20 protein-coding genes and 1 tRNA gene are annotated in these 18,496 nt (G+C 71.4%); 8 read left to right on the forward strand and 13 right to left on the reverse strand.

Features of this window, described 5'->3' with window-relative positions; translation table 11 throughout:
• Positions 1-122: 122 nt before the first annotated feature.
• Genes OG440_RS05165 through OG440_RS05185 form a run of 5 tightly spaced genes read right to left on the reverse strand, consistent with a single transcriptional unit; the run spans position 123 to position 4,038 of the window.
• The gene (locus OG440_RS05165; RefSeq protein ID WP_406011258.1) at positions 123-752 is read right to left on the reverse strand and encodes a sugar phosphate isomerase/epimerase family protein; all 630 of its coding nucleotides are present in this window, start codon (positions 750-752) and stop codon (positions 123-125) included.
• Positions 635-1,021, reverse strand: a complete 387-nt coding sequence (locus OG440_RS05170; RefSeq protein ID WP_406005636.1) for a sugar phosphate isomerase/epimerase family protein — start codon at positions 1,019-1,021, stop codon at positions 635-637. Before OG440_RS05170 ends, OG440_RS05165 begins: the two co-directional genes overlap by 118 nt.
• Before the next feature lies 1 nt (position 1,022).
• Positions 1,023-1,937, reverse strand: a complete 915-nt coding sequence (locus tag OG440_RS05175; protein ID WP_406005637.1) for an ATP-binding cassette domain-containing protein — start codon at positions 1,935-1,937, stop codon at positions 1,023-1,025.
• Positions 1,938-1,942: 5 nt separating this feature from the next.
• A complete protein-coding gene (locus OG440_RS05180; protein WP_406005638.1) occupies positions 1,943-3,019 on the reverse strand; it encodes an ABC transporter permease in 1,077 nt (358 codons plus the stop codon).
• Positions 3,019-4,038 carry a sugar ABC transporter substrate-binding protein gene (locus tag OG440_RS05185; protein WP_406005639.1) on the reverse strand — a complete coding sequence of 340 codons (1,020 nt, stop codon included), beginning with the start codon at positions 4,036-4,038 and terminating at the stop codon, positions 3,019-3,021. The genes OG440_RS05180 and OG440_RS05185 overlap by 1 nt, the downstream gene beginning before the upstream one ends.
• Before the next feature lie 586 nt (positions 4,039-4,624).
• Between OG440_RS05185 and OG440_RS05190 the strand changes: the two genes are divergently transcribed.
• Positions 4,625-5,410: a GntR family transcriptional regulator gene (locus tag OG440_RS05190; RefSeq protein WP_406005640.1), complete on the forward strand. Its 786-nt coding sequence runs from the start codon at positions 4,625-4,627 to the stop codon at positions 5,408-5,410.
• A gap of 21 nt (positions 5,411-5,431) precedes the next feature.
• Here OG440_RS05190 and OG440_RS05195 read toward each other — a convergent pair whose 3' ends face one another.
• The 5 genes from OG440_RS05195 to OG440_RS05215 form a co-directional block, all read right to left on the reverse strand.
• Positions 5,432-6,190 (reverse strand): SDR family NAD(P)-dependent oxidoreductase, encoded by a 759-nt coding sequence (locus OG440_RS05195; protein ID WP_406005641.1) that lies wholly within the window; start codon positions 6,188-6,190, stop codon positions 5,432-5,434.
• A 2-nt stretch (positions 6,191-6,192) separates the two neighbouring features.
• Positions 6,193-7,371 (reverse strand): acyl-CoA dehydrogenase family protein, encoded by a 1,179-nt coding sequence (locus tag OG440_RS05200; protein WP_406005642.1) that lies wholly within the window; start codon positions 7,369-7,371, stop codon positions 6,193-6,195.
• 125 nt (positions 7,372-7,496) lie between these two features.
• Positions 7,497-8,069, reverse strand: a complete 573-nt coding sequence (locus OG440_RS05205) for a TetR/AcrR family transcriptional regulator (RefSeq protein ID WP_406005643.1) — start codon at positions 8,067-8,069, stop codon at positions 7,497-7,499.
• A gap of 92 nt (positions 8,070-8,161) precedes the next feature.
• Positions 8,162-9,148, reverse strand: coding sequence for an aldo/keto reductase (locus OG440_RS05210; RefSeq protein WP_406005644.1), 987 nt, complete (start codon positions 9,146-9,148; stop codon positions 8,162-8,164).
• A 181-nt stretch (positions 9,149-9,329) separates the two neighbouring features.
• Positions 9,330-9,406 (reverse strand) — tRNA-Pro (locus OG440_RS05215).
• A gap of 100 nt (positions 9,407-9,506) precedes the next feature.
• Between OG440_RS05215 and OG440_RS05220 the strand changes: the two genes are divergently transcribed.
• Genes OG440_RS05220 through OG440_RS05230 form a run of 3 tightly spaced genes read left to right on the forward strand, consistent with a single transcriptional unit; the run spans position 9,507 to position 12,994 of the window.
• The gene (locus OG440_RS05220) at positions 9,507-10,037 is read left to right on the forward strand and encodes a DUF309 domain-containing protein (protein ID WP_406005645.1); all 531 of its coding nucleotides are present in this window, start codon (positions 9,507-9,509) and stop codon (positions 10,035-10,037) included.
• A gap of 43 nt (positions 10,038-10,080) precedes the next feature.
• Positions 10,081-10,854, forward strand: a complete 774-nt coding sequence (gene cobF / locus OG440_RS05225) for a precorrin-6A synthase (deacetylating) (RefSeq protein ID WP_406005646.1) — start codon at positions 10,081-10,083, stop codon at positions 10,852-10,854.
• A 58-nt stretch (positions 10,855-10,912) separates the two neighbouring features.
• Positions 10,913-12,994: an MDR family MFS transporter gene (locus OG440_RS05230; protein WP_406005647.1), complete on the forward strand. Its 2,082-nt coding sequence runs from the start codon at positions 10,913-10,915 to the stop codon at positions 12,992-12,994.
• Between the two features lie 45 nt (positions 12,995-13,039).
• On the opposite strand, the gene OG440_RS05235 is transcribed toward OG440_RS05230, so the two are convergent.
• Together OG440_RS05235 and OG440_RS05240 are read right to left on the reverse strand one after the other, a co-directional pair.
• Positions 13,040-13,813, reverse strand: coding sequence for a sulfite exporter TauE/SafE family protein (locus OG440_RS05235; RefSeq protein WP_406005648.1), 774 nt, complete (start codon positions 13,811-13,813; stop codon positions 13,040-13,042).
• Between the two features lie 139 nt (positions 13,814-13,952).
• Positions 13,953-15,140 carry a thiolase family protein gene (locus OG440_RS05240; RefSeq protein ID WP_406005649.1) on the reverse strand — a complete coding sequence of 396 codons (1,188 nt, stop codon included), beginning with the start codon at positions 15,138-15,140 and terminating at the stop codon, positions 13,953-13,955.
• A 112-nt stretch (positions 15,141-15,252) separates the two neighbouring features.
• On the opposite strand from OG440_RS05240, the gene OG440_RS05245 reads away from it, so the two are divergent.
• From OG440_RS05245 to OG440_RS05260, 4 genes are read left to right on the forward strand one after another with little or no spacing between them, the layout of a single operon-like run.
• Complete coding sequence (locus tag OG440_RS05245; RefSeq protein WP_406005650.1) at positions 15,253-16,053, forward strand: alpha/beta hydrolase; 801 nt, start codon at positions 15,253-15,255, stop codon at positions 16,051-16,053.
• Positions 16,054-16,107: 54 nt separating this feature from the next.
• Positions 16,108-16,365 carry a WhiB family transcriptional regulator gene (locus OG440_RS05250; protein ID WP_406005651.1) on the forward strand — a complete coding sequence of 86 codons (258 nt, stop codon included), beginning with the start codon at positions 16,108-16,110 and terminating at the stop codon, positions 16,363-16,365.
• Positions 16,362-16,844 carry a Dps family protein gene (locus OG440_RS05255; RefSeq protein WP_406005652.1) on the forward strand — a complete coding sequence of 161 codons (483 nt, stop codon included), beginning with the start codon at positions 16,362-16,364 and terminating at the stop codon, positions 16,842-16,844. The genes OG440_RS05250 and OG440_RS05255 overlap by 4 nt, the downstream gene beginning before the upstream one ends.
• 34 nt (positions 16,845-16,878) lie before the next feature.
• Positions 16,879-17,211, forward strand: coding sequence for a DUF3140 domain-containing protein (locus OG440_RS05260; protein ID WP_171400748.1), 333 nt, complete (start codon positions 16,879-16,881; stop codon positions 17,209-17,211).
• Between the two features lie 21 nt (positions 17,212-17,232).
• Here OG440_RS05260 and OG440_RS05265 read toward each other — a convergent pair whose 3' ends face one another.
• A complete protein-coding gene (locus OG440_RS05265; RefSeq protein WP_406005653.1) occupies positions 17,233-18,483 on the reverse strand; it encodes an amidohydrolase in 1,251 nt (416 codons plus the stop codon).
• Positions 18,484-18,496 lie beyond the last annotated feature (13 nt).

Raw genomic sequence — 18,496 nt, forward strand, 5'->3', positions numbered from 1 at the left:
CAGGCCACAGCCGCACCAGGGGGCACGGGCCGCATGCGGCCCATCACCACCACCATACGAGCGAGGGCGCGCCGCCGCCTGTCGGCGAAGGCGCGGGGCACCTCGTGACCCGGCCCGCGGGGTCAGGCCCCGCAGGAGCGCAGGAACTTGCGGGTGCGCACCGCGATGGGCAGCGGCCGGTCCGGCTCGCACGGGTACATGTCCTGCTCCACGATCGCGAACAGCTCGACGCCGAGCCGTTGCGCCGCGATCATAACGGGTTCCAACTCCGGTACGCCGGAGGGCGGTTCCCACATCACCCCGCGCTGTACGGCCGGGCCGGACGCCACCTCGGCCCTGACCGCGTCGGCCAGGACCGCCGGGTCGACCTGCTTGAGGTGGAGGTAGCCGATGCGTTCGCCGTAGTTCTCGATCAGCTCGACGCTGTCACCACCGCAGTAGGCGTAGTGACCGGTGTCCAGGCACAGGTTGACCAGTTCGACGTCGGTGGAGTCCAGGAAGCGCTCGACGTGGTCCTCGGTGTCGATGTGCGTGTCGGCGTGCGGATGGACGACGAGGTCCAGGCCGTACGCCTCCTTCACCTCGTGGCCCAGCCGCTCCATGCCCTTGGTGAGGTGCGCCCACTGTTCCCCCGTCAGCTCCGGCGGCTCCAGGATCTCGGCCGTCCTGTCGTCCCGCCAGAAGGACGGGAAACGAGGTGTCTCGCGCCCATCGCCTGGGTGAGGGCGGCCACCCGGCTCACGTGCGCCCAGGTGGACTCCCAGACGGACGGCCCGCGGTGCATGCCGGTGAAGACCGTCCCGGCCGAGACCCGCAGCCCCCGCCGGCTCACCTCGTCGGTGAGCCGGGCCGGGTCGGTCGGCAGATACCCGTAGGGGCCGAGTTCGATCCAGGAGTAGCCGGCCTCGGCGACCTCGTCCAGGAACCGTTCCCAGGGCACTTGCCGGGGGTCGTCCGGGAACCGGACGCCCCAGGAGTCGGGGGCCGAACCGATCCGAATGCGGTCGAGGGCGCCGACCATGTCAGGGCGTCCTGTCCCCGGGGCTCGCCACGGGCGCGGTGAGGTCCTTCTCCTCCGGGAGCTCCTCGACGTCGACACCCCGCACCTGGGCCAACTCGTGCTTGAGAGCCGCGAGTTCGGTGCCGCCGGCCATGTGATTGGTGAGCTCTTCGAGGCTGACCTGGTCGCGGGACGCGGAGAGTTCCATGGTGCCCAGGCGCAGCACGCTGAAGTGGTCGCCGACCATGTAGGCGTGGTGGGGGTTGTGGGTGATGAAGATGACGCCGAGGCCGCGGTCACGGGCGGCGGCGATGTACTTCAGCACCACGCCGGACTGCTTGACGCCGAGGGCGGCGGTGGGCTCGTCGAGGATGAGCACGCGGGCACCGAAGTGGACGGCGCGGGCGATGGCGACGCACTGGCGCTGGCCGCCCGACAGGGTGCCGATGGGCTGTTCGAGGTCGTCGAGGACGATGCCCATGTTGCGCAGTTCCTCGTCGGCGGTCTTCTTCATCTTCTCGATGTCGAGACGGCGTACGGGCCAGGGGCCCTTGGTGAGTTCGGAGCCGAGGAAGAAGTTCCGCCACACCGGCATCAGGGGCACGGTGGCGAGGTCCTGGTAGACGGTGGCGATCCCCTTGTCGAGGGCCTCGCGCGGGGTGGAGAAGCGCACCGGGGCGCCGTCGACGAGGAACTCGCCCTCGGTGTGCTGGTGCAGCCCCGAGACGATCTTGATGAGCGTCGACTTGCCGGCGCCGTTGTCGCCCAGGACACAGGTCACCTGGCCGGGCCGTACGACGAGGTCGACACCGTGCAGGGCACGGATGTTGCCGTAGGACTTGCCGGCATTGCGCAGTTCGACGAGTGGACTGTCACCGCTCTCGGGGACGGTGTCCGCGAGGACGGCGCCGTGCGTGCCGGTTCCGTTGGTGGTCATTCGGGTCACCTCCGGGTGGCCGTGCGCTGGACCCACAGATTGATCAGGACGGCGCCCAGGAGCATGACGCCGAGGAAGGCCTTGAACCAGTCGGGGTTCCAGCCCGCGTAGACGATGCCCTGCTGCACCATCCCGAACATGAACGCCCCGAAGACCGGGCCGATCGCCGATCCGGCGCCGCCGGTCAGCAGGCAGCCGCCGATGACGGCCGCGGAGATGTAGATCAGCTCCTGGCCGACGCCCTCGCCGGACTGCACGGTGTTGAAGGTGAACAGCTGGTGCATCCCGACGAACCATGCGCCGAAGCCGACCAGCATGAACAGCGAGATCTTCGTGAAGGTCACGGGCACGCCGACCGCCCGCGCGCTCTCCTTGTTCCCGCCGACCGCGAAGATCCAGTTGCCGTAGCGGGTACGCAGCAGGACCCAGGTGGCGATGGCCGCGAAGACCAGCCAGTACACGATGGTGATCTTCACCTGGACGCCGCCGACGTCGAACGACGAGGCGAAGATCTTCTTCGCCTGGCCGAAGCCGTCCATGTCACTGATGTCGTCCGTGGCCACGTTGGTGGTGACCAGCTTGGTCACCGCGAGGTTCACGCCCTGGAGGATCAGGAACGTGCCCAGCGTGATCAGGAAGCTCGGCAGCCCGGTCTTCACGACCATCCAGCCGTTGAGGAACCCGATCCCCAGGGACACCGCCAGGGCGACGATCACGCCGACCCACACGTTCATGCTCAGCTGGTAGGCGAGCATGCTCGCGGTGAGCGCCGAGGTGATGACGGCGACACCGGCCGAGAGGTCGAACTCGCCGCCGATCATCAACAGCGCGACCGGCAGCGCCATGATCCCGATCGTCGACGACTGGTACAGGATGTTGGCCATCGAACTGCCGTCACGCACCGGCGGTGCCGCGATCAGGAAGAACACGTACACCGCCACCGCACCGAGGAACACACCGACCTCGGGGCGGGCCAACAGCCGCAGAGCCAGCGGGCGTTGCTTGGTCCGGCCGTCACTCTCCTTGCGGCCGGGGGCCGGCGGTGTGGTCACCGCCGGCCCGGCATGCTGGGTCATGCTCATCACCGGGTGCCCTTCGCGGCGAACGAGGCGACCGCGTCGACGTTGGTCTTGTCCACGAAGGCCGGACCGGTCAGCACCGGCTGCTCGCCGCCGCCCATGTAGTTGCCGTTGTTCTTGTAGAGCCACAGCGAGTCGATCGCCAAGTAGCCCTGGAGGTAGGGCTGCTGGTCGACGGCGAACTCGATCGTGCCCTTGTCGATGGCGCTCGTGAGGTCCTTGTTGAGGTCGAAGGTCGCGATCTTGGCCTTGCTGCCCGCGTCGGCCTTCGACTGCACCGCGGTCAGCGCGTACGGGGCGCCGAGGGTGACGACGTAGTCGATGGCCTTGTCCTGGCTCAGCTTGGCGGTGATCGTCGACTTCACGGACGGCATGTCGGTGCCGTTGACGTAGAGGGTCTCCGTGGTGCCCGAGAACGTCTTCTTCACACCCGCGCAGCGCTGGGTGAGGCCGATGTTGCCCTGCTCCTGGATGACACAGACGGCCTTCTTCGCGCCCTCGGAGTTGAGCCTGTTGCCGAGCGCCTCGCCGGCCACGGTCTCGTCCTGGCCGAAGAACTCCATCAGGCCGAGGTTCTTCCACTCGCTGACACCGGAGTTGAGGCCGACCACGGGTATCTTCGCGGTCTTCGCCTTGGCGATGACGTCCTTCAGCGCGTCCGGCTTGGCGAGGGTGACCGCGATGCCGTCGACCTTCTGGTCGATCGCGTTCTGGATCAGGTTGGCCTGGTTGCCGGCGTTCGGGTCGGCGGAGTAGACCAGTTTGACGTTGTCCTTCGCGGCGGCCGCCTCGGCACCCTTGCGGACGATGTCCCAGAAGGTGTCGCCGGGCGACTGGTGGGTCACCAGGGCGACCGTCATCTGCGGGGTGCTCGCCTTGCCCGCGGAAGCGCCGTCCGCGCTCTCCTCGGACTTCTTGCCGCCGGAGCTGCTGGAGCAGCCTGCGAGGGTCAGGGCCACCGCCGCGGCCATGGCCACGACCGGGGCGATTCTGCTCGAGCGGGAGGGAGAAGAGCTGTCCATCTTTCCTGCACCTCACTGTGCGACGGAGAAAACGAGGGAAATAGGGAGGCGATCGCGAGGATCCGGGGCCCGTTTCTACTCAGATTGGGGCCATGGGGCCAGGTCCGCGACTGTTCAGGTGTCTCGGACCCGGTGTGCGCTGCTTGATGCCGGATCCAATCCCTTGGCGGGCTCACTGTCAATACTTTGTTAAGACATCATTTCACGCTCAGGTCCGAATGTAAGTACAAACTCTTGACAGTGCGGGTCCCCTGGACCTACACCTGGGAGACGCCAGGCCCCCGATCACCAGGAGGAGCGTCGCACATGGCCGAATGGGCTCAGCCACCGGGCGTGATCATGACGAGTCCTACCGGGACCGATCTTTACCCCTTGCGACCGTCCGTACCCCTCGCACGGCCGGAGGCGATCGAGAAGAACCGTGTCGCCCTCGCCCCACGGCAGTTGACGCGCCTCGCGTCAGGCCGGCCCGACGCCGCCGGCCGACCCGCCCGATCCGGCTGATCCCTCCGATCCGGCCGACCCGGGCCGCCCGCTCTCCCGGCCGTTCTCCCGCCCGACCCCGCCGACCCGAGGAGGTGCCCCGATGGCGAAGACCGGCGACCGATCCCGTGCCGTGCCCGGCTCCGCGCTCGACCCGCTGCATTTCGCCCTGGACCGCACCAGCCCCGTGCCGCTCTACTACCAGCTCGCCCAGCAGCTGGAGGCGGCGATCGAGCAGGGGGCGCTCGCCCCGGGCAACCTCCTCGGCAACGAGATCGACCTGTCGACCCGGCTCGGCCTGTCCCGCCCGACCGTCCGCCAGGCCATCCAGTCCCTGGTCGACAAGGGGCTCCTGGTACGACGGCGGGGCGTCGGCACCCAGGTCGTGCACAGCCAGGTGAAACGGCCGCTGGAACTGAGCAGCCTCTACGACGACCTGGAGGCGGCCGGGCAGGGACCCACGACCCGAGTCGTACGCAACGAACACGTGCCGGCGACCGCCGACGTGGCGGCGGCCCTCGGCGTCCCGGAGGGCAGCGAGGTCACTCTCCTGGAGCGGCTGCGCGCCACGCACGGACAGCCGGTGGCGTTCCTGTGCAACTACCTGCCCCCGGCCCTCCTGGACCTCGACACGGAACGTCTGGAGTCGACCGGCCTGTACCGGCTGCTGCGTTCGGCGGGCATCACCCTGCACAGCGCCCGCCAGACCATCGGCGCCCGCTCGGCCACCGCCCAGGAGGCCGAACTCCTCGCCGAGAAGGAGGGGGCGGCCCTGCTGACGATGCAGCGCACGGCGTACGACGACACGGGCCGGCCGGTCGAGTACGGGACGCACATCTACCGCGCGTCCCGGTACGCGTTCGACTTCCGGCTGCTGGTCAGGCCCTGACGGCCGGCACGGCCCGGCGACCTACCTCGGGGCCATGCGCAGCGCGCCGTCCATCCGGATGGTCTCGCCGTTGAGGTAGTCGTGGTCGACGATCGCCAGCGCCAGCCGGGCGTACTCCTCGGGCCGGGCCAGGCGGCGCGGGAAGGGCACACCCTCGGCGAGCGAGGCGCGGAACTCCTCCGACACGGTCGCCAGCATCGGCGTCTCCACGATGCCGGGAGCGATGGTGCACACCCGGATCCCGTACTGCGCGAGGTCGCGGGCGGCCGGCAGGGTCAGACCGACGACCCCGCCCTTGGAGGACGCGTAGGCGGCCTGGCCGATCTGCCCGTCGTACGCGGCGATGGAGGCGGTATTGACGATGACGCCCCGCTGGCCGTTCTCGTCGGCCTCGGTCGCGGCGATGGCCTCCGAGGACAGCGCGAGCACGTTGAAGGTGCCGACCAGGTTGATCTGGATCACCTTGGCGTACAGGCCGAGGTCGTGGACGCCCCTCTTGCCGAGGATCCGCGCGGACGGGCCGATACCGGCGCAGTTGACGACCGTGCGCAGCGGGACACCGGAGCCCGCGGCGGTGGCGACGGCGGCGCCGACCTGCTCGGGGTCGGTGACGTCGGCGGGCACGTAGGTCACGCCGGGCACCTCGGGCGCCTTGTCGATGCCGTCCTTGAGGTCGAGGGCGAAGACCCGGGCGCCACCCTCGGCGAGGGCCTTCGCGGTGGCCGCGCCGAGGCCGGACGCACCGCCGGTGACAAGGGCGGCGGTGTTCTCGAGCTGCATCATCACTCCTTGCCGAGGACGGTGAGCACACCGCCCTCGTCGCGGTCCAGCGCGCGCGAGATGATCATGCGCTGGATCTGGTTGGTTCCTTCGAAGATCTGCATGACCTTGGCTTCGCGCATATAGCGCTCCACCGGGAAGTCGCGGGTGTACCCGTACCCCCCGAGGACCTGCACGGCGTCCGTGGTCACCTTCATGGCATTGTCCGTGGCCACGAGTTTGGCGATCGACGCCTCCCGTGTGAAGGGCAGGCCGAGATCCTTCAACCGGGCGGCGGACAGCGCGGTGGCCCGCGCCGACTCGATCGCGGCGCCCATGTCGGCGAGCACGAACGCCAGTCCCTGGTGCTCGATGATCGGCTTGCCGAAGGTCTCCCGCTCGCGCGCGTAGCGCACCGCGTGGTCGAGGGCTCCCTGGGCGAGGCCGGTGGCGACGGCCGAGATGCCCAGCCGGCCGCAGTCGAGGGAGGCGAGCGCGATCTTCAGCCCCTGCCCCTCCAGCCCGATCCGGCGCTCCACCGGCACCCGGACGTCCTCCAGGCGCATGGTCGCGGTCGCCGAGCCCGTCAGGCCCATCTTCCGCTCCGGCGGGTCGGCGGTGAGCCCCGGGGTGCCGGCCGGGATCAGGAAGCAGGAGATGCCGTGCGCGCGGTCGTCGGAGGTGCGGGCCATGACCGTGTAGAAGTCGGCGTAACCGCCGTGCGTGGTCCAGGCCTTGGTTCCGTTGAGCACGTACTCGTCGCCCTCGCGGACCGCGCGGGTGAGCATGGCGGCCGGGTCGGAGCCGGCGTGCGGCTCGGACAGGCAGTACGCGCCGAGCAGCTCGCCGCCCAGCATGTCCGGCAGCCACCTGCGCCGCTGTTCCTCGGTGCCGAACCGGGCCAGCGGGAAACAGGACAGGGCGTGCACCGAGATGCCGACGGCGACGCTCGACCAGACCGCGGCGACCTCCTCCAGCACCTGGAGGTAGACCTCGTACGGCTGGGCCGCCCCGCCGTCCTCCTCCGCGAAGGGCAGTCCGAGCAGGCCGCTGCGCCCGAGGGTGCGGAAGACGTCCCGGGGGAACGCCGCCTCCGCCTCCGCGTCGGCGACCCGGGGCGCGAGTTCCTTGGTGGCGAGGGTGCGCGTGAGCTGGATGAGCTCGACGGCTTCCTCGGTCGGCAAGGCGCGAGTGGCAGGCATGGTGACCTCCACGTAGGAGTACCGGTGAGTACTGGGAATGATACTGGAGTGCGTACGAACGTATCATTCACAGTACGGCACAGAGGCGGCGCGTGGCATCCGACGGCGGTCGGCAATCGTTCGCTTCAGGAGGACACGGCGTGCACGATGAGCGACGCGAGCTGCTCGTACGCCTCCGCGTCGCTCAGCCCGGTGCGGCTCTTGAGCTCGCCCTGCTGGATCTGGCGCATCGTCGCGGCGGCGACCTCGCCGACGAACGCGGTGTGCACCTCGCGGAAGGCGCCGTCCGAGACACCTTCGGCGATCAGCCGGCGCACCCGCTCCGCGGCCATCCGCGTGTTGGCCTCGTACACCTCGCGGGCGGGCGGGAAGTCCGCCACGTCGTCGAGGAACCGGCGCGAGAGCGGGCGCAGCTGTTCGGCCACGGCGGTCAGGTACACGCGGACGCGGTCGGAGGGGTCGACGGTCTGCGCCACCCGCTTCTCGACCGACTCGGTGGCCCCGCGGAAGTAGTGCTTGACCGCCTCCACGACCAGCCCCTGCTTGCTGCGGGCGAGCTGGTACAGGGTCGTCTTGGAGCAGCGCAGCCGCTCGGCGAGGTCGTCCAGGGTGAGGTCCGAGAACCCCTCCGCCGTCAGCAGCGCGACGAGACGTTCCAGCAGGTCGGCCTGTCTGGCGGTACGGCGGGTGGACGGCATGATCCCAGCCTAGCCTCCCCGGTTGCTCCCGGGTCGCCCGGCGGGACGGCGTCCGACCGGCGCCCGATCGGGGCCCGTTCGGCGCCCGTTCGTCAGTGCGCGGCGTCCAGGCGGGCACGCTGGTCCGCGGTCAGCTCCAGGTCGACGGCGGCGAGGTTCTCCTCCAGTTGCGCCACCGACGACGCCCCGGCCAGCGGGACGATCGGCGTCCGCCCGCCCAACTGCCAGGCGAGCACGACCTGGTTGACGCTCGCGCCGCTCTCCCGGGCGACCTCGCGCAGCACGGCGAGCCGGGCCGGGGTGCCCGGGTGGTCGTAGTCCGGCGGCAGGGGCTTGTCCCGCCGCACGTAGGCGCCGGCGAGCAGCGGCGAGTAGGCGACCAGGGTGAGGCCGGGCTCGGCCCTCAGGTAGCCGAGGAGTTCGGCGCCGGCGTGCCCGAGGCTGCCGTCCGGGAAGAGCCCGCTCGGGACGTCGGACCGAGGGCGCAGATGACTGTGCTGGTACTGGAGCACCTCGTAGCCGGGCAGTCCGGCCGCGGCGGCGAGGGCGCGGGCCCGCTCCACCCGCCACACGGCCTGGTTGCTCACGCCGAGCAGGCCGACCGTGCCCTCGGCGACGAGTTCCGCGAAGCCCTCGACGGTCTCGCGCTGCGGGACGGCGTGGTCGTCGATGTGGGCGTAGAGCAGGTCCAGCTTCTCCACGCCGAGCCTCTCCCGGCTGCGTTCGGCGGACTCGCGGATCACCTTCGCCGAGAGGCCCTCCGGGTTGTCCGTGTAGCTGGTGCCGGGCGCCAGCGGCCGGGCCCCGAGCTTGGTCGCGACGACGATCTCGGGGCCGACGCCCCGGCTGCGCCGCCACCGGCCGATCAGTTCCTCGCTCTGGCCGCCCTGGCCGCCGTCGACCCAGAAGGCGTAGTTGTCGGACGTGTCGACGAAGTTGCCGCCGGCCTCGACGTACCGGTCGAGAATCGCGAAGGACGTCTCCTCGTCCGTCACCGACCCGAAGAGCATGGCCCCGAGGGCGAGCACACTGACCTCGCGGCGGGTGGCCGGGTCGGTGCCTATGGTGCGGTACTTCATGCTGGATCCTCCCGTTCGGCCGGTGTCCTCCGGCCCGATCGGGAGTCTTGCGCTTGAAGTGCGCTTCAGGGCAAGGGCTTTTACCGGACCGCGAAGCCGGGCCCACGGGAGCGGCGGCCCCCGAACGCACCGAAGCCGCCTTCCCGATCACGAGAAAGCGGCTTCCGACCTGCCGTGAAGCTGGTCGGGACGACAGGATTTGAACCTGCGACCCCTTGACCCCCAGTCAAGTGCGCTACCAAGCTGCGCCACGTCCCGGTGCGCCGCGCACGGTGTTCGCCGTGCGATCGCGCGAACAGCACTTTACCCCACGCCGGGCCGTGCGCCGTAAGGGGCCCGGACGCGGGACAATCGCGGTATGGACCGTTTGGACAGCACAGCAGGGACGAGCGGCGGCCGGCCCGCCGGTCCCCGGGACCGCGACGGCGAGGGCCGGGCGCGCAGTGCCCGGCCGCGGGACGGCCTCGGCCGGCCGCTGCCGTACGGCACGCCCGGTGTGGAGCGGCAGCCCGAGGGGGTCGTCCGCACCCCGGAGGCGACCGTCGCCGAGGCGCAGGCCCTGCTGGACGCCGGCAGGCCGTTCCACGCGCACGAGGTCTTCGAGGACGCCTGGAAGTCGGGCCCCGCGTCGGAGCGCACCCTGTGGCGCGGGCTGGCACAGCTCGCGGTGGGCCTGACCCACGCCGCCCGGGGGAACCTCACCGGCGGGGCGCGGCTGCTGCGGCGCGGTGCCGGGGCGGTGCGGGAGTGGGAGGCCGGCGCGGGACAGGACCGGCCGTACGGGATGGATCTCGCCGCGCTGGCCCACTGGGCGCGGGAGCTGGCGGACACCGTGGAGCGGACCGGCGCCGCCGTGGACGCGAGGGACCGGGCGCCCCGGCTGCGCTGACCCGGCCCGGTCACCGTCGGTGGCGTACGGCAGACTCGGGGGCGTGCGAAAGATTCATGTCATCGGTATCGGCGCGGGCGACCCCGACCAGCTGACCCTCCAGGCGGTCCGGGCGCTGCGCAGCACGGACGTGTTCTTCGTCCTGGACAAGGGCGAGGTGAAGAGCGACCTGACACGGCTGCGTCACGACATGCTCGACACGCACGTGCCGCACGGCTCGTACCGGGTCGTCGAGGCCCGGGACCCGGAGCGGGACCGCGCGGCCGGCGGGGCGGCCTACTCCCCCGCCGTCGGCGACTGGCGCAGCGCCCGCGCCGAGATCTACGAGCGGCTGATCGCCGGGGAGCTCGGCGAGGACGAGAGCGGAGCCTTCCTGGTCTGGGGCGACCCGGCGCTGTACGACAGCACGCTGGGCATCCTCCAGGAGGTGCTCGCCCGGGGCGCGGTGACCTTCGAGTACGACGTCGTCCCCGGCATCAGCAGCGTCTCGGCGCTCGTCGCCCGCCATCGCACGGGCCTGAACCGGGTGGCGCGTCCGGTGCAGATCACGACGGGCCGGCGGCTCGCCGAGGGCTTCCCGGAGGGGGTGGACGACGTGGTGGTGATGCTGGACGCCCGCCAGACCTTCCGGCAGTACGCCGAGGAGGACGTCGACATCTACTGGGGCGCCTACATCGGGACCCCGGACGAGATCCTGGTCTCCGGTCCGATCGCCGAGGCCGGCCCGCGTATCGAGCGGCTGCGCGCCGAGGCGCGCGAACGCAAGGGCTGGATCATGGACACCTACCTGCTGCGCCGCAACCGGGAACGCGAGTAGCCCCTCGGGCGGCCCGTCCCCGGGTGCGGGGCAGGGGTGCCGGTGTGATCGTGACCTCGTGACCGTCACCGAGGAAATCGCCCCGGCCGCCACCCAGCCGCCCGTCCTGGACGCGCGCCGACGGAACATCGTCTTCGGGACGATCGTGCTGGGGATGCTCCTCGCGGCCCTGGACCAGACGATCGTGGGCACGGCGCTGCCGACGATCGTGTCGGATCTCGGCGGGGCCGCGCACATGTCCTGGGTGGTCACCTCGTACCTCCTCGCGGAGACCGTCGCGACCGTGCTGGTCGGCAAGTTCGGTGACCTGTTCGGCCGCAAGGTGGTCTTCCAGGTCTCGGCGATCGTGTTCATCACGGGATCGTTCCTGTGCGGTCTGGCGACCAACATGTCGCTGCTGATCGCCTGGCGGGCCATGCAGGGCGTCGGCGCGGGCGGTCTGATGGTGACGGCGATGGCACTGATCGCCGACGTCATCCCGCTGCGGGAGCGGGGCAAGTACCAGGGCGCGATCGGGGCCGTGTTCGGCGTGGCCACCGTCATCGGACCGCTGCTGGGCGGGCTGTTCACCGATCACCTGTCCTGGCGGTGGGCCTTCTACGTCAACGTGCCCATCGCGATCCTCGTCGTCTTCGCGGCCGCCCGCACCATCCCGGTGGTGAAGTCGGCGGTCCGGCCGGTCATCGACTACCTGGGCATCGCGCTCGTCGCGGTCGGCGCGAGCGCGCTGATCCTGGCGACGAGCTGGGGCGGCAACGAGTACGCGTGGGGATCGGGCGTCATCATCGGCCTGTTCGCCGGCGGCGCCATCGCCCTCGCGCTCTTCTGCTGGGTCGAGACGCGGGCGCGGCAACCCATGCTTCCCATGCGGCTGTTCGGCAATCCGGTCTTCTCCGTCTGCTCGATCCTCAGCTTCATCGTCGGCTTCGCGATGCTGGGCGCGCTGACCTATCTGCCGACCTATCTCCAGTACGTCGACGGCGACTCGGCCACCGTCTCCGGTGTGCGCACCCTGCCCATGGTGTTCGGTCTGCTCATCGCGTCCGTCTTCAGCGGCAACGTGGTCAGCAAGACGGGGCGCTACCGCCTCTTCCCGATCGTCGGCTCGCTGGTGATGGGCGTCGGCCTGTATCTGATGTCCCTCATGGGGCCGGGCACGGGCGCGTGGCTGGAATCGCTGTACATGTTCGTGCTCGGCGCCGGCATCGGCCTGTCCATGCAGGTGCTGACGATCGCCGTGCAGAACACCGTCGAGTACGCCGACCTGGGCACCGCCACCTCCGGGGTCACGTTCTTCCGCACGCTCGGCAGTTCCTTCGGCACGGCCGTCTTCGGCACCCTGTACACCAACTCGCTCGCGCCGAACCTGGAGGACGGCGTCGAGGCCGCCACCTCGGCGGCGGGGGGCGGCGTCGATCCCGCGGTCATCAGCGCGGCGGCGACCAGCCCGGAGGGCCTGCACCGGCTGCCCCCGGCGGTCGCCGACCCGATCGTGCACGCCTACGCGGACACCATCCAGACGGTGTTCCTGTGGACGGTGCCGGTCGCGGCCCTCGGTTTCGTCGTCGCCCTGTTCCTCAAGCAGGTCGAGCTGCGCGACAGCGCGCGGATGAGCTCCACCGACATGGGAGAGGGGTTCGGCCAGCCGTCCGGCGCGGATTCCCGGCGGGTGCTGGAGGCGTCCGTCGCGAAGATCATCGGCGGTACCGACGCGGACACCGCGCGCCGGGTCGTCGAGGACTGCGACACGCGCCTCGACGTGGCCGGGGCCTGGGCGGTGATGCAGGTCGAGCTGTTCACCCGGATGGTGGGCCACACCAGCCTCGGACTCGTAGCCGCCCGTCGCCGGCTGCCGCCGGAGGTGCTGCTGCCGGTCTTCGACCGCATGGTCGACGAGGGCTACCTGACCCGCGACGGCTCCCTGCTGTCCCACACGGAGGCGGGCAGACGCGAGGCCGCGGTGATCACCCACGCGTGGGGCGAGTGGCTGGAGGAGCGGGTGACGCGGGACATCGGCCGCCCGGCCGGCGGCGATCTGCGGGCGGTGGTGGACACCATCGCCAAGCGGCTCCTGGTCGAGGATCTCGACGAGGGCCTGCCCCGGCACCGGCCGGTACCGGCGGCCGTCGCGGCGCCCTGAAGCCCGGCGCCCGGCCCGTAGGGCCGCGGCCTGTCGGCACGGTTCCTAGCGCAGCAGCAGTTGGAGGCCGCCCACCACGGTCGCCGCGATCACCAGTTGCTCGAAGAGCCGCTGGTTGATGCGCGGCACGGCCCACTTGCCGAGCAGCGCGCCCGGGACGACGAACGCGACGAGTGCCGCGTCCAGGAGAAGCGATGAGCCGTCGATGAGTCCGAGGCCGGCGCTGAACGGCACCTTCGAGACGTTGACGATCAGGAAGAAGAACGCGGAGGTACCGAGGAAGCCGAGTTTGCGGAAGCCGGCCGAGAGCAGGTACAGCGACATCACCGGGCCGCCGGCATTGGCGACCATGGTGGTGAAGCCGCCGAGGACGCCGTAGGAGCGGGCCTTGACGCGGCCGGCCCGGGTGACCACGGCGTCGGGTTCGTCGCGCGCTTCGGCCGTGCGGCGCCGCCATACGGTGACGCCCGCCATCAGCAGCAGGATCGCGCCGATCGAGGTGCGCACCATCGCGTCGTCGGCCCACACGAGGAACACGGTCCCGAAGACCACGCCGGCCGCGACCGCCGGGAACAGCCGCCACAGCGTGGGCCAGTGGGCGTGCCGCCGGTAGGTGAGGACGGCGAGGACGTCGCCGGCGATCAGGATCGGCAGCAGGACGCCCGTCGAGGCGCGGGCGGGCAGGATCGCCGCGAAGATCGCGAGGCTGACCGTGTTGGCCCCGCTGACGGCCGTCTTGGAGAAGCCGACGAGCAGGGCCGCGAGGGCCAGCGCCACGAACTCCCAGCCGGTGATGTGCCACAAGTTCATCGTGTTCATGCGGAGGCCGATGGTACGCACCCCCACCGGACGGCCGGCAGGCCGTCTCGCCTGGCGGCCGTCCCGCCCGGCGACCTCACGTCCCGGGAGGCCAGGGAGCCCCGGCCGGCGCGGTCGGGGCTCGGTGCCGCTCGACCGCTCAGTGCCGCTCGACCAGCACCGCGCTGCCCTGTCCGACGCCCACGCACATCGTGGCCAGCCCTCGCTCCGCTCCCGTGCGGCGCATGCGGTGCAGGAGGGTGGTGAGGATGCGGGCGCCCGAGCCGCCCAGCGGGTGGCCGAGGGCGATCGCACCGCCGCTGGGGTTGACCAGGCCGGGGTCGATGCCGAGCTGGTCGACGCAGGCGAGCACCTGGGCGGCGAACGCCTCGTTGAACTCGGCCTCCTGGACGTCGTCGACGCTCCAGTCGGCCCGGGCGAGCGCCTTGCGGGTGGCGGGAACGGGACCGATGCCCATCACGTCGGGGTGCACACCGGCGGTGGCGCCGGCGACATAGCGGCCCAGGGATTCCAGCCCCAGTTCGTTGAGTGCCTCCTCGCTGACGAGGAGGAGCCCGGCGGCGCCGTCGTTCATGGGTGAGGAGTTGCCCGCGGTGACGGTGCCGCCCTCGCGGAACACGGGCTTCAGCTTCGCCAGCTTCTCCGGCGAGGTGTCCTCGCGGATGCCCTCGTCGGTGTCCACGACCACGCCGTCCGGGCGCCGCACGGGCAGGAGTTCGTCGTCGAAGTGGCCGTCCTTGCGGGCCAGCGCCGCCAGTCGGTGACTGCGCAGGGCGAACGCGTCCTGGCGTTCGCGTGTGATGCCGTACCGCGTGGCGACCTCCTCGGCGGTCTCCCCCATGGACAGCACGCCGTGCAGGTCCTTCATGGCGGGGTTGACCAGCCGCCAGCCGAGCCGGGTGTCGACCGTCTCGACGCGGTGCGGGAGGGCCTCGTCGGGGCGGGCCAGGACGAAGGGGGCGCGGCTCATCGACTCGGAGCCGCCGGCCAGCACGATGTCGGCCTCGCCCGCGGCGATCGTACGGGCCGCGATCGTGACGGCCTCCAGCCCGGAGGCGCACAGCCGGTTCACCGTGGCGCCGGGCACGGTCTCCGGAAGGCCGGCGAGCAGGGCGGCCATCCGGGCGACGTTGCGGTTGTCCTCGCCCGCCTGGTTGGCGGCGCCCCAGTAGACGTCGTCGACACGGGCCGGGTCGAGGGCGGGCACCTCGGCGACCAGGCCCCGGATCACGGTGGCGGCGAGATCGTCGGGCCGTACGGAGGACAGGGCTCCGCGCAGTCTGCCGACGGGGGTGCGGCGGGCGGCCGCGAAGTGGACGGGACGCACGTGAGGACTCCTTGATTAGCACTGCTAGTTTTGGACTATAGACCCGGGCCCCGCCCCCTGGGAAGGTGCCCCCAGGCCTTCACCGGCCCCCACCGACGCAGCGGGAGCAGCGATGACCGACCACGTTCTCACCGGGACCCGCGGCACGCTCGCCGTGCGCGAGTGGTCCCCTCCGCGGCCCCGCTGCCTCGTCCTCCTGGTGCACGGCTACGGCGAGCACGCGGGCCGCTACGGCGAACTCGCCGGCGTCCTGACCGGGCACGGCGCGGCCGTCTTCGCCCCGGACCACATGGGTCACGGACGGTCGTCGGGCGAGCGCGTGGTGATCGAGGACTTCGAGGACGTGGTCACCGACGCGCACGCCGTGACCCTGCTCGCCCGGGCCGCGCACCCGGACCTCCCCCTGATCGTGGTCGGGCACTCCATGGGCGGCCTGATCGCGGCCCGGTACGCCCAGCGGTACGACGGCACGCTCACCGCCCTCGTCCTGTCCGGTCCGGTGATCGGCGGCTGGGAGCTGCCCGGACGGCTGCTGGCACAGGCGGAGATCCCGGACCTCCCCGTCTCGCCCGCCGCCCTCTCCCGCGACCCGGCGGTGGGCGCGGCCTACGCGGCGGACGAGCTGGTGTGGCACGGGCCGATGAAGCGGCCGACGCTGGAGGCGTTCGTACGGACCCTGGAGCGCGTGGCCGAGGGCGGCGACCTCGGGCCGCTGCCCCTGCTGTGGCTGCACGGGGACGACGACCGGCTGGTCCCGCTACCCGGCAGCCGGGCCGGCGTCGAGCGGCTGAGCGGCGGCAGGCCGACCGAGCGGATCTACCCGGGAGCCCGGCACGAGGTCTTCCACGAGACGAACCGCGCCGAGGTGTTCGCGGACGTGACGCGCTTCCTGGACGGTGTCCTCGCTCACTGAGGCGGGACGCGATGCGGCTGTTTGCGGTGGTGTGGCCGGGGCACCCGCGCCTGCATGGAGTGGTTGCGCAGTGCCGCCTGTGTGGGCGAGGACCCCGAGCTGTTCTTCCCCGTGGGCACGAGCGGACCCGCCCTGCGCGACGTCGCGACGGCCAAGCGCGTCTGCGACCGCTGCACGGTACGTACCGAGTGCCTGTCCTACGCGTGCGCGATCGGACAGACCTCGGGCGTGTGGGGCGGCACCGGCGAGGAGGAACGCGCGGAACTGCTCCGTACCGCAAGGCACGACGCGAAGACGAGGAGTACCGCATGACTGTCGTGAAGAGCCCCCTGCCCGAACCGGCCCGCCAGGTCACCTACGACGCGTTGCAGACCACCCTCGTGGACCTTCTCGGCCTCTCCCTGATCGGGAAGCAGGCGCACTGGAACATCGTGGGCCCCCGGTTCCGCTCGATCCACCTCCAGCTCGACGAGGTCGTCTCGACGGCCCGTTCGTACGCCGACACGGTCGCGGAGCGCGCCGCGGCACTGGGCCTGCCGCCCGACGGCCGCCCGGAGACCATCGCCTCGGCCTTCACCCTGCCGTCCCCCAAGGACGGCTGGCTGCGCGACGAGGACGTCGTCCAGCTGATCGCGGAGACGCTGGGGGCGGCCATCGCCCGGCTGCGGGAGCGGATCACGACCACCGAGGAGGCGGATCCGGTCACCCAGGACCTGCTGATCGGCATCACCGCCGAGCTGGAGAAGCAGCGGTGGATGTTCGAGGCGGAGAACTGGCCGCGCGAGAGCTGATCCACGGATCCACGGAAGGAGCGAGGGAGCCGTCATGACCGACGCACTCGAACTCGACGCGCTGTGGGAGGACTTCCACCGCGTGGTGAACATGACCTCGCAGGAGCTGGCCGCCTGGCTGCGGGTGCGTGACGCCGACGAGAACGCCGAGCCCCTGCCCGAGGAGGCGGGGACCCCCACCGGGCAGCATGTGCTGGCGATCCTCCAGAAACGGCGCACCGACCTGACCGACGACGACGTCCGCGTGATGTACCGGGTCGTGGACACGGTCACCGCGCAGGCGGACCTGGAGAACGAACCCAGGGCCGAGGACACCCGCGGACGCCACCGTCTGATGACGATCGGCCACGATCCGCTCAAGCCGTAGACCCCGCACGCCGCCCGCGCCTCAGCTGGTGAGCCGGGAGAGCGCCGCCGACACCAGCGTGCGCACTCCCGGCACCAGCACGGACAGGTCGGGCGCGAACAACGGGCTGTGGTTTCCCGGCACACCGTCGACCTTCTCCCGCAACCCCTCCCCCGGCGCCGCCTCCCACACGGGCGCCCGGGTCGACGTCACGTACCAGTAGTCGTAGGGCACGCCCGCCGGGGCGAGCAGGGAGAAGTCCTCGCTGCCCAGTGCCTGCCCGAAGTCGAACACCGTGTGCTCACCGAAGAGTTCACCGTGCACGGCGGCGATCTCCCCGTCCAGGGCCGCGTCGTTGACGGTGACCGGGCAGCCGGGGTGGACCGTGATCTCCGGCGGCACCGGGCAGCCCGCGGCGGCGCACTCCCCCTCGACGACCCGCCGGACCGCGGCGAGGACCCGCTCGCGCACCCGGGTGTCCTGCGTACGCACGTTGAGCCCGAGCCGGGCCTCGGCGGGGATGATGTTGGAACTCGTACCGGCGTGGAAACTTCCCACACTCAGCACCACCGACTCGCTCGCCGCGATCTCGCGCGCCACCACGGTCTGGAGCCTGGTCACGACGTACGCGGCCGTCACGACCGGGTCGACCGTCGACTCGGGCCGTGAACCGTGCCCGCCGACCCCGTGCACGACGACCTCGACATCGTCCGAGGCCGACAGCGTCAGGCCGGGCGTGTGCGGGTAGAACCCGGCGAGCCCCGGCGCCGCGTGCTGGCCGAACAGCACGTCCGGACGCGGAAAGCGGGTGTGGATCCCGTCCGCGACCATCGCCGCCGCGCCGCCCCCGGCCTCCTCCGCGGGCTGTCCGACCACGACGAGCGTCCCGGACCAGGCCTCGCGGGCGGCGGCGAGCGCCTCGGCGGCCGCCGCCAGCCAGGTGACGTGCAGGTCGTGGCCGCAGGCGTGCATCAGCCCCTCGACGGTCGAGGCGTACGGCAGTCCGGTCGCCTCCCGCACGGGCAGCGCGTCCATGTCGCCGCGCAGCCACACCACCGGCCCGTCGCCGTTCACGAGGACGCCGACGACCCCGGTGCGGGCCACCCCCTCCGTCACCTCGTACCCCGCCGCGCGCAGCCGCAGGGCCAGCTTCGCGGCGGTGCGGTGTTCCCGGAAGGACAGCTCGGGGTGGCGGTGCAGGTCCTGGTAGAAGCCCGCCAGCCGGCCGGGATCGAGATCCGCGGTGATCTCGCGGGTCAGACGGGCGACAGCGACGACGGCCGGTTCGGTCATACCGCGCAGCCTA

Source organism: Streptomyces sp. NBC_00637 (assembly GCF_045161545.1).
In the GTDB taxonomy this organism is placed as follows: Bacteria; Actinomycetota; Actinomycetes; order Streptomycetales; family Streptomycetaceae; genus Streptomyces.

What these genes read in the sequence shown, in the direction of transcription:
- OG440_RS05250 (WP_406005651.1), top strand. Translation starts at nt 16,108, where the DNA reads ATGGAGTGGTTGCGCAGTGCCGCCTGTGTGGGCGAGGACCCCGAGCTG.
- OG440_RS05185 (WP_406005639.1), bottom strand. Translation starts at nt 4,038, where the DNA reads ATGGACAGCTCTTCTCCCTCCCGCTCGAGCAGAATCGCCCCGGTCGTG.
- OG440_RS05175 (WP_406005637.1), bottom strand. Translation starts at nt 1,937, where the DNA reads ATGACCACCAACGGAACCGGCACGCACGGCGCCGTCCTCGCGGACACC.
- OG440_RS05260 (WP_171400748.1), top strand. Translation starts at nt 16,879, where the DNA reads ATGACCGACGCACTCGAACTCGACGCGCTGTGGGAGGACTTCCACCGC.
- OG440_RS05200 (WP_406005642.1), bottom strand. Translation starts at nt 7,371, where the DNA reads ATGCCTGCCACTCGCGCCTTGCCGACCGAGGAAGCCGTCGAGCTCATC.
- OG440_RS05235 (WP_406005648.1), bottom strand. Translation starts at nt 13,813, where the DNA reads ATGAACACGATGAACTTGTGGCACATCACCGGCTGGGAGTTCGTGGCG.
- OG440_RS05170 (WP_406005636.1), bottom strand. Translation starts at nt 1,021, where the DNA reads ATGGTCGGCGCCCTCGACCGCATTCGGATCGGTTCGGCCCCCGACTCC.
- OG440_RS05190 (WP_406005640.1), top strand. Translation starts at nt 4,625, where the DNA reads ATGGCGAAGACCGGCGACCGATCCCGTGCCGTGCCCGGCTCCGCGCTC.
- OG440_RS05255 (WP_406005652.1), top strand. Translation starts at nt 16,362, where the DNA reads ATGACTGTCGTGAAGAGCCCCCTGCCCGAACCGGCCCGCCAGGTCACC.
- OG440_RS05210 (WP_406005644.1), bottom strand. Translation starts at nt 9,148, where the DNA reads ATGAAGTACCGCACCATAGGCACCGACCCGGCCACCCGCCGCGAGGTC.
- OG440_RS05180 (WP_406005638.1), bottom strand. Translation starts at nt 3,019, where the DNA reads ATGAGCATGACCCAGCATGCCGGGCCGGCGGTGACCACACCGCCGGCC.
- OG440_RS05205 (WP_406005643.1), bottom strand. Translation starts at nt 8,069, where the DNA reads ATGCCGTCCACCCGCCGTACCGCCAGACAGGCCGACCTGCTGGAACGT.
- OG440_RS05195 (WP_406005641.1), bottom strand. Translation starts at nt 6,190, where the DNA reads ATGCAGCTCGAGAACACCGCCGCCCTTGTCACCGGCGGTGCGTCCGGC.
- OG440_RS05220 (WP_406005645.1), top strand. Translation starts at nt 9,507, where the DNA reads ATGGACCGTTTGGACAGCACAGCAGGGACGAGCGGCGGCCGGCCCGCC.
- OG440_RS05245 (WP_406005650.1), top strand. Translation starts at nt 15,253, where the DNA reads ATGACCGACCACGTTCTCACCGGGACCCGCGGCACGCTCGCCGTGCGC.
- OG440_RS05265 (WP_406005653.1), bottom strand. Translation starts at nt 18,483, where the DNA reads ATGACCGAACCGGCCGTCGTCGCTGTCGCCCGTCTGACCCGCGAGATC.